A 13,830-nucleotide genomic window follows, 5' to 3' on the forward strand; every position below is an offset into this window, starting at 1 on the left:
CGAAACCGCGGGTAGGCTCGCGGGCATGCGCGTGCTCGGTATCGACCCCGGTCTCACCCGGTGCGGCGTCGGCGTCGTCGACGTCGACCCGGACCGCCGCGCGCGCCTCGTGCACGTGGGCGTCATCCGCACTCCCGCGCAGCTGCCGCTCGAGCGCCGCCTGCTCGCGATCGCCGAGGGCATCGCGCTCGCGCTCGACGAGCACGCGCCGCACGCCGTCGCGGTCGAGCGGATGTTCGCGCAGCACAACGTGCGCACCGTGATGGGCACTGCGCAGGCCAGCGGCATCGCGATGCACGCGGCCGCCGCGCGCGGGCTGCCCGTGTCGCTGCACACGCCGAGCGAGGTGAAGGCCGCCGTCACGGGCTACGGCTCGGCCGACAAGCGCCAGGTCGGCGCCATGGTCGCCCGCATCCTCGGGCTCGACGCCGTGCCGACGCCGGCGGACGCGGCCGACGCGCTCGCGCTCGCGCTGTGCAGCGCGTGGCGCTCGGGGTCGCCGACAGCGCCCGCGATCGCGGACGGCGCCCTCACCCCCGCCCAGCGCGCGTGGCGCGCGGCCGAGCGGTCGGGCCCCGCTCGTAGGGTGGGCGCATGATCTCGTCGGTGCGCGGCACGGTGCTCGCCGCGGTCGGTTCGAGCGTCGTCATCGAGGTCGGGGGAGTGGGCCTCGCCGTGCAGGTCACGCCCGCGCACGCCCTCACCCTGCGGATCGGCTCGGAGGCGCGCGTGCACACCGCGCTCATCGTGCGCGAGGACGACCTCAGCCTGTTCGGGTTCGCGACACCCGACGAGCTCGCCGTGTTCGACCTGCTGCGCGGCGTCTCGGGCGTCGGCCCGAAGAGCGCCCTCGGCGTGCTCGCGGCCATGACGCCCGACGAGGTGGCGCGTGCGGTCGCGAGCGAGGACGACGGCGCGTTCCGCAAGGTCAGCGGCATCGGCCCGAAGACCGCGCGACTCATCGCCGTGTCGCTGCAGGGCAAGCTCGTCGCGATCGCCCCGGCGCCCGCCGCACCCGCCGCGCGCGCATCGGTCGGCGACGACGTGGTCGTCGCGCTCACGGGTCTCGGCTGGCCCGAGCGGGTGGCGGTCGAGGCCGTCGCGGACGCCCTCGCCGACGCCGGACCGGCGGATGCCGCATCCGTTCCGGCACTGCTGCGGCGCGCGCTCGCCCTGCTCGGCCCCGCGGGCGTGGCCCCGTGAGCGACCACGACCTCGTGAGCCCGGCGCCCGAGTCCGAGGCGGAGCTCGCGTTCGAGGGCGCGCTGCGCCCCACGCGTCTCGCCGAGTTCGTCGGGCAGTCCCGGGTGCGCGGCCAGCTGCAGCTGCTGCTCGACGCGGCCGAGCTGCAGCAGCGCACGCCCGACCACATCCTGCTCGCGGGCCCGCCGGGACTCGGCAAGACGACCCTCGCGATGATCGTGGCCCACGAGACCGGCAAGCCGCTGCGCATGTCGAGCGGCCCCGCGATCCAGCACGCGGGCGACCTCGCGGCGCTGCTCTCGAGCCTCACGCCGGGCGAGGTGCTGTTCATCGACGAGATCCACCGCATGGCGCGCAGCGCGGAGGAGATGCTCTACCTCGCGATGGAGGACTTCCGCATCGACATCATGGTCGGCAAGGGCGCCGGGGCGACCTCCGTGCCGCTCGACCTCGCGCCGTTCACGATGGTCGGCGCCACGACGCGCGCGGGCCTGCTGCCCAACCCGCTGCGCGACCGCTTCGGCTTCACGGCGCACCTCGAGTTCTACGAGGTCGAGGAGCTCGAGCGCGTGCTCGCGCGCGCCGCCGGCCTGCTCGGCCTCGAGGTCGACGCGACGGCGCTCACCGAGATCGCCCGGCGCAGCCGCGGCACCCCGCGCATCGCGAACCGCCTGCTGCGGCGCGTGCGCGACTACTCGGTCGTGCACCGCATCTCCGGCGTCGACGCCGTGCGGGCCGCGCTCGAGCTCTACGACGTCGACGACCTCGGCCTCGACCGGCTCGACCGCGCCGTGATGTCGATCGTGCTCGAGCGGTTCGACGGCGGTCCGGTGGGGCTCTCGACGCTCGCGGTCTCGGTCGGCGAGGAGGCGGACACGATCGAATCCGTCGTCGAGCCGTTCCTCGTGCGCATCGGGATGCTCACCCGCACGCCCCGCGGACGCGTCGCCACGCGCTCGGCCTGGGCGCACTTCGGCATCGCGCGATCGTCAGGGACCCTGTTCGACGATGGGCTATAGTCCCAGGTGGCCGTCAGGCGCTCTCACGTCGAGCTGCGCGGCCCTTCATTCTCGAGACCAGAGGTTCTTGTCGTGCCCTTCGACCCCACCACCATCATCATGCTCGTCGTGCTGGCGGTGCTCGTCTTCTTCGTGTTCCGCAACAGCCGCAAGCGCAAGGCGGACGCCGAGAAGATCCAGACCCAGATGGTGCCCGGCGCCGAGATCATGACGAGCTTCGGGCTCTACGGCACGATCATCGAGCTCGACGACGTCGCGAACACGGCGACGCTCGAGATCGCGCCCGGCACCGCCGTCAAGGTGCACAAGCAGACGCTGTCGAAGGTCGTGAGCAGCGACGACGCGCCCGAGGGCGCGCCGCGCAGCGTCGAGGAGGCGATGGCCATCGCGAACCGCGAGGCCGAGGAGCGCGAGGCCGCCGCGGCCGCGTCGCTCGACGCCGAGCCCGCGTTCGGCGAGCGCACCGAGTCGGAGCCGGCGACGGATGCCGCTGCCGCGGCGAAGAAGCCCGCGCGGCGCACGACGAAGAAGCCCGCGACCGACGGCGACGCCTCCTAGGCGCGACCCCGCTCCTTTTCCCCCTCCCTCGGCGGCCGTCGCGCACGGCCGCCGACGCACGCGACGAGAAAGCTGAGTTCCGGTGGCAGCACGATCCACTCCGGTCAGAAAGGCCTGGCGGAGCCTCATCTGGCTGGCCGCCATCATCGCGGTTCTCGCGGGCGTGAACGCCTACGGCGTGCTCGTTCCCCAGGAGTCGACGTGGGCGCCGAAGCTCGCGCTCGACCTTCAGGGCGGCACCGAGCTCATCCTGGCCCCGCAGGTCGAGGGCGGCGCCGCCGCGACGCAGGAGCAGCTCGACCAGGCCGTGGCCATCATCCGTCAGCGCGTCGACGCCACGGGCGTCTCCGAGTCGGAGATCAACACCTCGGGCAACAACATCGTCGTCTCGCTGCCGGGCAACCCCAGCGAGACGCAGCTCAGCCAGATCGAGGCGAGCGCGAAGCTCGAGTTCCGGCCGGTGCTCGTCGCGGGCGATCCGGCCACGAGCTCGGTGGGCGGCGACGGCTCGACCGCGTCGCCGAGCCCGTCGCCGAGCGAGTCGCTCTCGACCACCCCGACCGCGACCCCCACGGATGCGAGCGACCCGTCCTACGTGACGCCCGCGCTGCAGGCGCAGTACGACTCCTTCGACTGCTCGACGATCGACCCGGTCGCGCTCAACACGGCCGATCCGAAGCAGCCGATCGTGACGTGCGACCCCTCGGGCTCCGAGAAGTACGTGCTCGGCCCGGTGGAGGTGTCCGGCGAGCGCATCGCCGACGCCTCGAACGGCGTCGTGACGACCCAGACCGGCGCGTCGACGGGCACCTGGGCGGTCAACATCGTCTTCGACTCGGAGGGCGCCAAGGAGTTCTCGAAGGTCACGACCCGGCTCTACGGCTACCTCAACACCGATCCGACGCGCAACCGCTTCGCCATCGTGCTCGACGGTCGCGTCATCTCGGCCCCGTCGACCAACGCCGTCATCACGGACGGCAAGCCGCAGATCACCGGCTCGTTCACGGAGGAGTCGTCGAAGGCGCTCGCCGACCAGCTCAAGTACGGCGCGCTGCCGATCAGCTTCCAGGTGCAGAGCCAAGACAAGATCACATCGACCCTCGGCTCGACCCAGCTGCAGAGCGGTCTCATCGCGGGTGCGATCGGCCTGCTGCTCGTGATCATCTACTCGCTGTTCCAGTACCGGCTGCTCGGCACCGTGACCATCGCGTCGCTCGTCGTCGTGGCCGCGATCACGTACTTCGTCATCCTGATCCTGGGCTGGCGCCAGGGCTATCGGCTCTCGCTCGCCGGCGTCGCGGGCCTCATCGTCAGCATCGGCCTGACCGCCGACTCGTTCATCGTGTACTTCGAGCGAATACGTGACGAGCTGCGGGACGGCAGGGCGCTCGTGGGCGCGGTCGAGGCGGGCTGGAAGCGCGCCCTGCGCACGATCTTCGCGGCCAAGAGCGTCAACCTGCTCTCCGCGGTCATCCTGTTCGTGCTCGCGGTCGGCAACGTGAAGGGCTTCGCGCTCACGCTCGGCGTCACCACGATCATCGACGTGCTCGTCGTCGTGCTGTTCACGCATCCGGTGCTGCAGCTGCTCGCGTCGACCCGGTTCTTCTCGAGCGGGCATCCGATCACCGGTCTCGACCCGAACGCGCTCGGCGCGGTCTACCGCGGCCGGGCGCAGTTCCGCGACCCGCGCGCCTCGGGCCGCGCGGGCGCCGCGCGCGAGGCGGAGCGCCGCCAGACGATCGCCGAGCGCAAGGCCGGGATCGATCCCACGTCGGCCAACGACGGCAAGGAGTCCTGATGGCCAGCTTCGCCAAATTCGGCAACGACCTCTACACGGGCGCCCGGTCGTACGACTTCGTCGGTCGCCGGACGTGGTGGTACATCATCGCGGGCGTGCTCATCGGGCTGAGCATCCTGCTGCCGATCCTGCGCGGCGGGTTCGTGTTCGGCATCGAGTTCGTCGGCGGCTCGCAGTTCCAGGTCAACCACGTCACGAGCCAGAGCGAGAGCCTCGCGACCGACACGGTGCACGAGATCGTTCCCGATACGACCGTGAAGGTCACCCAGGTCGGCACCGACGGCATGCGCGTGCAGACCGAGATCCTGAAGTCGAAGGACGTCTCCGACCAGGTCGCCGCGGCGCTCGGCACGGCGTTCCACACCAAGGACGTCGACGCCTCGTACATCGGGCCGGTCTGGGGCGCGGACATCACGGATGCCGCCGTCCGCGCGCTCGTCGTGTTCCTCGTGATCGCGGCCGTGCTCATGGGCCTGTACTTCCGCACCTGGAAGATGTCGCTCGCCGCGATCATCTCGCTCGTGCACGACATGATCATCACGGCCGGCGTGTACGGCGCGCTCGGCTTCGAGATCACGCCGTCGGCGGTGATCGGCTTCCTGACCATCCTCGGCTACTCGCTCTACGACACGGTCGTCGTGTTCGACAAGATCCGCGAGAACACGTCGGAGGACGGCCCGGGCGCCTCGCGCACGTTCGGCGAGTCGGTCAACCTCGCGGTCAACCAGACCCTCGTGCGCTCGATCAACACGGGAGTCGTCGCCGCCCTGCCGGTCGCCGCGATCCTGTTCATCGGCGCCGCGATCCTCGGCGCGGGCACGCTGCGCGACATCGCGCTCTCGCTCTTCGTCGGCATCGTGATCGGCACCTACTCGACGATCTTCATCGGCGCCCCGGTGTACGCCCACCTGCGGCAGAACGAGCCGGCGATCAAGAAGCGCACCGAACGGCTGCTCACCCAGCGCGCCGCCGCCGCGAAGGCGCCCGTCGAGGCGGTGGCGAAGTGAGCGACGAGCTGCGCGAGGTGACCGCGGCGGAGGCGATCGGCCTCGTCGCATCCGGCGCTCGGCTCATCGACGTGCGCGAGCGCGACGAGTGGACGACGTTCCACGCCCCCGAGGCGACGCTCGTGCCGATGTCGGAGCTCGCCGCCCACCTCGACGAGCTGCCCGACGACGAGACCCTCTACATCGTCTGCCACTCCGGCGGCCGGTCGGCGCGCGTCGCGGCGGCCCTCGCCGAGCGGGGCCTCGACGTGGTCAACGTGGCGGGCGGGATGTCGGCCTGGCGCGCGGCCGGCGGCCCGACCGTCGTCGGCGCGGCCTGATCCGCGCCCGTAGAATCGTCTGACCGAGACCGACGGGCTCCCGGTGGCGTCGAACAGGGGAGCGGCATGACGGAGACGACGACCTCCACGTCGTTGCGCCGGGTCCTCCCGCGCCTGTTCTCCCGAGCGCCCGCCGCCACCTCGAGCGCACTCGACGCGCTGCTGCGCACCGCCAGGCAGCACCATCCCAAGGCGGATGTCGCCCTCATCGAGCGCGCCTACCGCTCGGCAGAGCTTGCCCACCGCGGACAGAAGCGCAAGAGCGGCGAGCCGTACATCACGCATCCGCTCGCGGTCGCCCAGATCCTCGCCGACCTCGGCATCGGGTCGAAGACGCTCGCTGCGGCGCTGCTGCACGACACCGTCGAGGACACCGACTACTCGCTCGACATGCTCCGGCACGACTTCGGCGACGAGATCGCGATGCTCGTCGACGGCGTCACGAAGCTCGACAAGGTCAAGTACGGCGACTCGGCGCAGGCCGAGACGGTGCGCAAGATGGTCGTCGCGATGTCGAAGGACATCCGCGTGCTCGTCATCAAGCTCGCCGACCGCCTGCACAACGCCCGCACCTGGGGGTTCGTGCCGGCCGAGAACGCTGCGCGCAAGGCGCAGGAGACGCTCGAGATCTACGCGCCCCTCGCGCACCGCCTCGGCATCCAGGCGATCAAGTGGGAGCTCGAGGACCTGAGCTTCGCGGTGCTGCATCCGAAGCTCTACGTCGAGATCGAGAACCTCGTGCGGCAGCGCACGCCGCAGCGCGAGGGCTTCGTGCAGCAGGTCATCGACGCCGTGCGCGACGACCTCAAGGCCGCGAGGATCAAGGGCGACGTCGTCGGCCGGCCGAAGCAGTACTACTCGATCTACCAGAAGATGATCGTGCGCGGACGCGAGTTCGACGAGATCTACGACCTCATCGGCATCCGCGTGCTCGTGGGCTCGGTGCGCGACTGCTACGCCGTGCTCGGTGCGATCCACGCGCGCTGGAACCCGATCCCCGGCCGGTTCAAGGACTACATCGCGACGCCGAAGTTCAACCTCTACCAGTCGCTGCACACGACCGTCGTCGGGCCGTCGGGTCGCGCCGTCGAGATCCAGATCCGCACCCACGAGATGCACCAGCGCGCCGAGTTCGGCGTCGCCGCGCACTGGAAGTACAAGGAGCGCGCCGGGTCGAGCCGCGACGGCGACACCGCCCCCGCGCGCAGCGACGAGATGGCCTGGCTCGCCCACATCTCCGACTGGCAGGCCGAGACCGACGACCCGAGCGAGTTCCTCGACTCGCTGCGGTTCGAGATCGGCGCCAAGGAGGTCTACGTCTTCACTCCGCAGGGCAAGGTCATCGGCCTGCCCGCGGGCGCGACCCCGGTCGACTTCGCCTACGCGGTGCACACCGAGGTCGGGCACCGCACCATGGGCGCGAAGGTCAACGGCCGGCTCGTGCCGCTCGAGAGCGAGCTGCAGTCCGGCGACAGCGTCGAGATCTTCACCTCGAAGAACCCGGATGCGGGCCCCAGCAAGGACTGGCTGAACTTCGTCAAGAGCCCGCGCGCCCGCAACAAGATCAAGGGCTGGTTCACCCGGGAGCGCCGCGACGAGGCGATCGAGCAGGGGCGCGACGCGATCGCGCGGGCGATGCGCAAGCAGAACCTGCCGCTGCAGAAGCTCATGAGCCAGGACAGCTTCGCGGATGTCGCGACGCAGCTGCGCTACGACAGCGTCGAGGCGCTCTACGCCGCGGTCGGCGAGGGGCACGTCTCGACCCAGTCGGTGATCGAGAAGGTGCTCGCGAGCATCACGCAGGAGGCGGACGCCGAGGACTCGGATGTCGTCTTCGCCCCCAAGGGCAAGTCGCGTCAGCTGCGCGACAGCGACTCGGGCGTGCTCGTGCGCGGCGCGCCCGACATCCTCGTGAAGCTCGCCAAGTGCTGCACCCCGGTGCCGGGCGACCAGATCATGGGGTTCGTGACGCGCGGGGCGGGCGTGAGCGTGCACCGCGCCGACTGTCACAACGTGCCCTCGCTCATGAAGGAGCCCGAGCGGCTCATCGACGTGGAGTGGGCGCCGAGCTCGAAGAGCGTGTTCCTCGTGCAGATCCAGGTGGAGGCGCTCGACCGCGCCGGGCTGCTCTCGGACATCACGCGCGTGCTCACCGAGCACCACGTCAACATCCTCTCGGCGTCGGTCTCGACCACGAACGACCGCATCGCGCTCAGCCGCTACGTGTTCGAGATGGGCGACACGACGCACCTCGACCGGGTGCTCAACGCGGTGCGCCGCATCGACGCGGTGTACGACGTGTACCGCGTGCAGTCGAACTGAGACCGGGTCGTTCCCGCGCCCCTCGCGGTCACAGCGAGCGGATGCGGTCCCAGGTCTGTCGCTTGTTCGGCAGGTTGCGCCGGCGCTCGATGAGCTCCCGGCACGCCTCGGCGTCCGCGTCGCCGAGCGCGAGGAGGCGGCGGCAGGTGGCCCGGTCGGCCGCCTCGAACCCGGCTGCGGTGCGGGCCAGGTCGACGACCGTGCGCACGGGCGTCGTGACGCCGAGGCCCGCGACCCGCACGAGGTCGTCCTCGTCGATCACGACCTCGCGCACCCGCACCCCCGGCATCGCGGACGAGGTGCGCGCGGCGACGGATGCGCACAGCTCGTGGCGCCGCGGGGGATCGTCGAGCGCGCCGAGCACCCACGCGGCGCTGTGCCGCTCGGCGATGTGGCGCGGCGACGCGACCCGCACGATGGAGGCCGCGCGCACGGCCGGGCGGTCGAACTCGTCGATCGGTGCGAACACCGCGTCGAAGCGGAACAGCTCGCCGTCGAGCACGGACGCCCCGAGCTCGGCGAGCGGCAGGTCGGCGGTGGTGAGCACGGGCCAGGCGGTCATGGGCGCACCCTGCGGCATCCGCTGGGTCCGCTCCGGCCCGTGCGGGGATTCCGTGGACGGGTGCGGCCTGTGGACGAGCAGAGCCCGGCCGGCGCGCCCCGGCCCGTGCGATCGGCGCGGGCCGGTGCTGGTCAGTGCGATCGGCGCGGGATCAGTGCGGGATCAGTGCGATCAGTGCGCGATCGCGCCGAGCCAGGCCTTGCGGGCGGAGAGCTCCTCCTCGGCCTTCTCGATGCGGCGCCTGTCGCCCGACGCCTTCGCGGCCTCGAGCTCCGCCTCGAGCTTCGCGATCGCGTCGTGCAGCTGCGACGCGAAGCCCTCGTTGCGTGCCGCCTTCTCGGGATCGGTGCGCTGCCAGTGGTCGTCGTCGAGCTTCTTGACGGCGGCCTCGATGCGGCGTAGGCGCTCCTCGACGGTGCGCACGTGGTCGCGCGGCACCTTGCCGATCGCGTCCCAGCGGCGCTGGATGCCGGTGAGGGTCGCGCGGGCGCTCGCCCGATCGGTCGCGCCGAGCAGCGGCTCGGCCTCGTCGAGCAGGGCGAGCTTCTGCTCGAGGTTCGCCTCGTACTCGACGTTCTCGATCGTGTCGCGCTCCGACTTCGCCGCGTAGAGCACGTCGCCCGCGGCCTTGAACCGGGCCCAGAGGGTGTCCTCGAGCTTCTTGCCGGCACGACCGGCGGCCTTCCAGTCGTCGAGCAGCGCGCGGTAGGCGGGGATGCCCTCGGCGCCCTTCGGGGCGAGCGCCTCGGCCTTCTCGATGAGCGCCTGCTTGCGGGCGCGCACCTGCTTGTTCGCCGCATCCAGGTCGGCGAAGAAGGCCTTGCGGTGCGTCTCGATGGTGGCGCGCGCGTCGCGGAACCGCTTCCAGAGCCGCTCGCTCTCACCCTTGGGCAGTCGCGGGCCCTGCGCCTGGTGGGTCTGCCAGCGGGTGAACAGCGCGTCGAGCGCGGCGCCGACCTGCTTCCACTGCGCGCGGGCCGGATCCTGGGCGGCGAGGGCCTCGGCCTCGACGACGATCGCCGTGCGCTGGGCGATCGCGGCGTCCACGGCCTCGCGCGCCTCGGCGGACTGCTTCTCGGTGAGCTCCGAGACGGTGCCGCCGATCGCCTCGACGCGTACGCGCAGCGTGGCGAGGTCGCCGACCGCGTTGGGCTCGACGAGCGCCGCGGTGAGCGAGGTCACGGTCTTGGCGAGGTCGGCGGCCGGAGCGCCGCCCTTCGCGCGCTGCTCGAGCAGCGCGACCTGTCCGGCGAGGTCGGCGTACTTGCGCTCGAAGTAGGCGAGCGCCTCCTCGGCCGAGCCGTCCGGGTACTGCCCGACGGCGCGCTCGCCGTCGGCCTCCCGCACGAAGACCGTGCCGGTGTCATCGACGCGCCCCCACGGCGCGTTCTCAGTGGGTGCCACAGTTGTTCCTCGTCGATACTCGTGCTCGTCGATACGCGGGCGGCTGCCTCGTCGCCGACCGCGCACCAGCCTATAAGGCGGCCGGACGGATGCGACCGACCGTTACTGGAGCGTGCTGTTGCCGTCGCGCACGATCACTGCAGGCTGAAGGCCGTGATGGTCGTGGGCGTGACGGGCGCGCCGTCGGTCGCGCTCGATCCGGGCGTGATACCGGCCGTCACGATGTCGGACGTCGCGAGGTCCGCGAGCCCGCTCGTGACCTTCCCGACGACCGTGTAGCCGGTGGCGTCGGAGCCGAGCGGCGCGTCGGCGAGCATGATGAAGAACTGGTGGTCCATCGAGTACTCGCCGGCGCCGCGCGCCATCGCGATCGTGCCCGCCGGGTACACGCCGTCCGCGGGCGCGTTCTCGACCGGGCCGAACTGGTAGTCCGGATCCCCCGCGCCGTCGCCGTTCAGCGACCCGCACTGGATGAGCTCGGGAGCGCCGCTCGCATCGTCGACCAGGCGGTGGCAGGTCTTGCCGTCGTAGTAGCCGCTCTGCACGTCCTGGATGATCGACGACACCGCCTGCGGTGCGAGCGCGCCGTCGAGCGAGACGCCGAGCTTCACGTCGTTGAGCTCGAGGTCGCCCGTCCAGGTGCGGCCCTCCGCGAGCGACGGGTCGGGCACGTCGCCGACGTTCTGGCCCGCGGCATCCGTCGCCGTCGCGCTCGGCGTGGAGCTCGCCTCGGGCGCCGGCGCCCCCGGGCCGCTCGTGAAGTACACCACCTGCGTCAGCGTGACCACGGCGGCCACCACGAGCACGCCGACCGCGGCGATGACGTTGTCCCGCACCTTGCGCGAGCGCTGGCGGGCGTGCACCTCCTGGCGGGCGTTGTAGACCTCGAGGCGCTGGCGCGCCTCGCGCTCGGCGCGCTGCTGGTTCCGGCTCTGGGCCACGGCATCCTCCGCGAGTGGGGATCGACCGCGGGCGCGGCCGGGCGGCCGCGAGAGCGACCAGAGAGGACTCTAGCGAGCCGGATATGGGAATCCGGTGCCGACGGATGCCGCGGGGCCGGTGCCGTGTCGGGCGGCGTCGCTAGCATCGGAGCACGATGAGCCCCTCCACGCCGAGCGCGCCCGGACTGCGCAGCGGTGTCACGCCGCTCGCCGTGCGGATGCGCCCGCGCACCCTCGACGAGGTCGCCGGTCAGACGCACCTGCTCGGACCGGGATCGCCCCTGATGGCGCTCGCGGGCGATCGCACGGGGGAGCGCGGCGCGACCTCCGTCATCCTGTGGGGTCCGCCCGGCACCGGCAAGACGACGCTCGCGAAGCTCATCGCCTCGACGTCGGGTCGCGCCTTCGTCGAGCTGTCCGCCGTGACCGCCGGCGTCAAGGACGTGCGGGAGGTGATGGAGAAGGCGCTCGCCCAGCGCGACCTCTACGGGCTCTCGACCGTGCTGTTCCTCGACGAGATCCACCGCTTCACGAAGGCCCAGCAGGACGCCCTGCTGCCCGGCGTCGAGAACGGCTGGGTCATCCTCGTGGCCGCGACCACCGAGAACCCGTCGTTCTCGGTCATCTCCCCGCTGCTGTCCCGCTCCCTGTTGCTCACGCTGCAGATCCTGGACGACGACGACCTGCGCTCGCTCGTCGACCGCGCCGTCGCCGACGAGCGCGGGCTGAACGGCGCCGTGACGCTCGCGGACGACGCGCGCGACGCGATCGTGCAGCTCGCCTCGGGGGATGCGCGGCGCGCGCTCACGGCGCTCGAGGCGACCGCGACGGCCGCTCTGGCATCCGCGCCCGAGCACGCGGACACGCCGCCCGTCGTCACCGCGGAGCTCGTCGCGACGGCCGTCGACCGCGCGCTGCTGCGCTACGACCGGCAGGGCGACGAGCACTACGACGTGATCAGCGCGTTCATCAAGTCGATCCGCGGCTCCGACGCCGACGCCGCACTGCACTGGCTCGCGCGCATGATCGAGGCGGGGGAGGACCCCCGCTTCATCGCCCGGCGGATCATGGTGAGCGCCGCCGAGGACATCGGCATGGCCGACCCGCAGGCGCTCGTCGTCGCGGTCGCCGCCGCCGACACCGTGCAGTACATCGGCATGCCCGAGGGGCGCATCCCGCTCGCCGAGGCCGTCGTCTACCTCGCGACCGCGCCCAAGTCGAACGCCGCCTACCTCGGCATCGACCGGGCGATCGCGGATGTGCGGGCCGGCAAGGCGGGACCCGTGCCGAAGCATCTGCGCGACGCCCACTACGCGGGCGCGAAGCGGCTCGGCCACGGCAAGGGCTACGTCTACCCGCACGACACGGAGCTCGGGGTGGCGCCTCAGCAGTACCTGCCGAACGCGCTCAAGGACGCCAGCTACTACGAGCCCACCGAGCACGGCAACGAGCGCGACGTGAAGGCGCGCTGGGAGAGGCTCAAGCGCATCATCCGCGGCTCGTGACCCGGCCGGCGGGTGGGACCGCCGCATCCGTTCTGGTAGGGTTGTCCGGTTCGGTTTGAGCCGGACACCTCTCCCACGCGAAAGCCTCCCCGGCGCGCCCCGACGTGCGCGCCGATTCCGTGAGGCGGCGAGGGGTACGTCCGTGAGCCGCGAGAGACGCGGCCATGTCGGAAGGACATCTCCATGCCCACGAAGTCCCAGGACCGCCGCAAGGTCCGTCTCAGCCGCGCCCTCGGCATCGCCCTCACCCCGAAGGCGGCCAAGTACCTCGAGAAGCGCCCGTACGCTCCGGGCGAGCACGGCCGCACGAAGCGCCGCCAGGACAGCGACTACGCCGTCCGCCTGCGCGAGAAGCAGCGTCTGCGCGAGCAGTACGGCATCCGCGAGAAGCAGCTGCGCATCCAGTTCGAGGAGGCGCGTCGCACCGCCGGCCTGACCGGTGAGAACCTCGTCGAGCAGCTCGAGCAGCGCCTCGACGCCCTCGTGCTCCGTGCCGGCTTCGCCCGCACGACCGCGCAGGCCCGCCAGTTCGTCGTGCACCGCCACATCCTCGTCGACGGCAAGATCGTCGACCGCCCGTCGTTCCGCGTGAAGCCGGGCCAGCTCATCCACGTCAAGGCCGCGAGCGAGGGCACCGAGCCCTTCCAGGTCGCGGCCGCCGGCGGCCACGCCGACGTGCTCCCGCCCGTGCCGGGCTACCTCGAGGTCGAGCTCTCCACGCTGCAGGCGCGCCTCGTGCGCCGCCCGAAGCGCGCCGAGGTGCCGATCACGTGCGAGGTCCAGCTCGTCGTCGAGTACTACGCCGCTCGCTGATCCAGCGCGTTCGGCGGAGGGGGTCGGTCCAGCGGACCGGCCCCCTCCGTCGTACCCGGGCGATGGGCGCTGGGTAGAGTGGGAGGCCCGTCCTCGACAGCAAGATCTGGAGCAAGCCATGAAGAACGTGCTCGTGTTCGTCCTCGGCGCCACCGCCGGTTTCGTGGCCGCCCACTTCGTCTCGCGCACACCACAGGGCAAGCAGTTCCTCGACGAGGTCGACGCCCGCGTCTCGGAGTTCGTCGACGCGGTCGTCGACGGCTACAAGGTGCGCGAGGCCGAGCTCAAGTCCACCATCGCCGAGGCCCAGGACGTCATCGCCGACGCGGCGAACCGCGGCGACTGATCCGCGACCGGCCGTACCAACGGATGCCTCGC

General features: G+C 71.7%; 14 protein-coding genes. 11 read left to right on the forward strand and 3 right to left on the reverse strand.

Translation table 11 applies throughout. The annotated features are described in order from the left end of the window. Window positions 1-25 precede the first annotated feature (25 nt). From ruvC to QT381_RS09515, 8 genes are all read left to right on the forward strand, one after another. Window positions 26-598 (forward strand): crossover junction endodeoxyribonuclease RuvC, encoded by a 573-nt coding sequence (gene ruvC / locus QT381_RS09480; RefSeq protein WP_289248677.1) that lies wholly within the window; start codon window positions 26-28, stop codon window positions 596-598. Next, on the forward strand, window positions 595-1,203 hold the full coding sequence (ruvA, locus tag QT381_RS09485; RefSeq protein WP_289248678.1) for a Holliday junction branch migration protein RuvA: 609 nt from the start codon (window positions 595-597) through the stop codon (window positions 1,201-1,203). Before ruvC ends, ruvA begins: the two co-directional genes overlap by 4 nt. Then, window positions 1,200-2,222 carry a Holliday junction branch migration DNA helicase RuvB gene (ruvB, locus tag QT381_RS09490; protein ID WP_289248679.1) on the forward strand — a complete coding sequence of 341 codons (1,023 nt, stop codon included), beginning with the start codon at window positions 1,200-1,202 and terminating at the stop codon, window positions 2,220-2,222. The genes ruvA and ruvB overlap by 4 nt, the downstream gene beginning before the upstream one ends. 72 nt (window positions 2,223-2,294) lie before the next feature. Further along, entirely contained in the window at window positions 2,295-2,780 is a 486-nt protein-coding gene (yajC, locus tag QT381_RS09495; RefSeq protein ID WP_289248680.1) for a preprotein translocase subunit YajC, read from the forward strand. 82 nt (window positions 2,781-2,862) lie between these two features. Next, window positions 2,863-4,578: a protein translocase subunit SecD gene (secD, locus tag QT381_RS09500; RefSeq protein WP_289248681.1), complete on the forward strand. Its 1,716-nt coding sequence runs from the start codon at window positions 2,863-2,865 to the stop codon at window positions 4,576-4,578. Beyond that, window positions 4,578-5,585 (forward strand): protein translocase subunit SecF, encoded by a 1,008-nt coding sequence (secF, locus tag QT381_RS09505; protein ID WP_289248682.1) that lies wholly within the window; start codon window positions 4,578-4,580, stop codon window positions 5,583-5,585. The genes secD and secF overlap by 1 nt, the downstream gene beginning before the upstream one ends. Next, window positions 5,582-5,905: a rhodanese-like domain-containing protein gene (locus QT381_RS09510; RefSeq protein WP_289248683.1), complete on the forward strand. Its 324-nt coding sequence runs from the start codon at window positions 5,582-5,584 to the stop codon at window positions 5,903-5,905. Before secF ends, QT381_RS09510 begins: the two co-directional genes overlap by 4 nt. A gap of 66 nt (window positions 5,906-5,971) precedes the next feature. Next, the gene (locus QT381_RS09515) at window positions 5,972-8,227 is read left to right on the forward strand and encodes a RelA/SpoT family protein (RefSeq protein WP_289248684.1); all 2,256 of its coding nucleotides are present in this window, start codon (window positions 5,972-5,974) and stop codon (window positions 8,225-8,227) included. 28 nt (window positions 8,228-8,255) lie between these two features. Here QT381_RS09515 and QT381_RS09520 read toward each other — a convergent pair whose 3' ends face one another. The 3 genes from QT381_RS09520 to QT381_RS09530 all read right to left on the reverse strand — a co-directional run bounded on the left by QT381_RS09520 (window position 8,256) and on the right by QT381_RS09530 (window position 11,134). Continuing rightward, window positions 8,256-8,789, reverse strand: a complete 534-nt coding sequence (locus tag QT381_RS09520) for a type IV toxin-antitoxin system AbiEi family antitoxin (protein ID WP_289248685.1) — start codon at window positions 8,787-8,789, stop codon at window positions 8,256-8,258. Window positions 8,790-8,960: 171 nt separating this feature from the next. Further along, window positions 8,961-10,193 carry a DUF349 domain-containing protein gene (locus tag QT381_RS09525; protein WP_289248686.1) on the reverse strand — a complete coding sequence of 411 codons (1,233 nt, stop codon included), beginning with the start codon at window positions 10,191-10,193 and terminating at the stop codon, window positions 8,961-8,963. 134 nt (window positions 10,194-10,327) lie between these two features. Beyond that, window positions 10,328-11,134 carry a peptidylprolyl isomerase gene (locus QT381_RS09530; RefSeq protein WP_289248687.1) on the reverse strand — a complete coding sequence of 269 codons (807 nt, stop codon included), beginning with the start codon at window positions 11,132-11,134 and terminating at the stop codon, window positions 10,328-10,330. A gap of 155 nt (window positions 11,135-11,289) precedes the next feature. Here QT381_RS09530 and QT381_RS09535 point away from each other — a divergent pair, with 155 nt between their 5' ends. The 3 genes from QT381_RS09535 (at window position 11,290) to QT381_RS09545 (ending at window position 13,798) form a co-directional block, all read left to right on the forward strand. Beyond that, window positions 11,290-12,639 carry a replication-associated recombination protein A gene (locus QT381_RS09535; RefSeq protein WP_289248688.1) on the forward strand — a complete coding sequence of 450 codons (1,350 nt, stop codon included), beginning with the start codon at window positions 11,290-11,292 and terminating at the stop codon, window positions 12,637-12,639. Window positions 12,640-12,822: 183 nt separating this feature from the next. Continuing rightward, window positions 12,823-13,452: a 30S ribosomal protein S4 gene (gene rpsD, locus QT381_RS09540; RefSeq protein WP_289248689.1), complete on the forward strand. Its 630-nt coding sequence runs from the start codon at window positions 12,823-12,825 to the stop codon at window positions 13,450-13,452. 118 nt (window positions 13,453-13,570) lie between these two features. Continuing rightward, a complete protein-coding gene (locus tag QT381_RS09545) occupies window positions 13,571-13,798 on the forward strand; it encodes a hypothetical protein (RefSeq protein ID WP_289248690.1) in 228 nt (75 codons plus the stop codon). The last annotated feature ends 32 nt before the right edge of the window (window positions 13,799-13,830 follow it).

It is taken from the genome of Galbitalea sp. SE-J8, from assembly GCF_030345695.1.
Lineage (GTDB): Bacteria > Actinomycetota > Actinomycetes > Actinomycetales > Microbacteriaceae > JAUASV01.

Bases quoted from the DNA above. Each gene is read 5' to 3' on its own strand.
- ruvC (WP_289248677.1), top strand. From the start codon at position 26: ATGCGCGTGCTCGGTATCGACCCCGGTCTCACCCGGTGCGGCGTCGGC.
- ruvA (WP_289248678.1), top strand. From the start codon at position 595: ATGATCTCGTCGGTGCGCGGCACGGTGCTCGCCGCGGTCGGTTCGAGC.
- secF (WP_289248682.1), top strand. From the start codon at position 4,578: ATGGCCAGCTTCGCCAAATTCGGCAACGACCTCTACACGGGCGCCCGG.
- QT381_RS09515 (WP_289248684.1), top strand. From the start codon at position 5,972: ATGACGGAGACGACGACCTCCACGTCGTTGCGCCGGGTCCTCCCGCGC.
- QT381_RS09520 (WP_289248685.1), bottom strand. From the start codon at position 8,789: ATGACCGCCTGGCCCGTGCTCACCACCGCCGACCTGCCGCTCGCCGAG.
- QT381_RS09535 (WP_289248688.1), top strand. From the start codon at position 11,290: ATGAGCCCCTCCACGCCGAGCGCGCCCGGACTGCGCAGCGGTGTCACG.
- rpsD (WP_289248689.1), top strand. From the start codon at position 12,823: ATGCCCACGAAGTCCCAGGACCGCCGCAAGGTCCGTCTCAGCCGCGCC.
- QT381_RS09545 (WP_289248690.1), top strand. From the start codon at position 13,571: ATGAAGAACGTGCTCGTGTTCGTCCTCGGCGCCACCGCCGGTTTCGTG.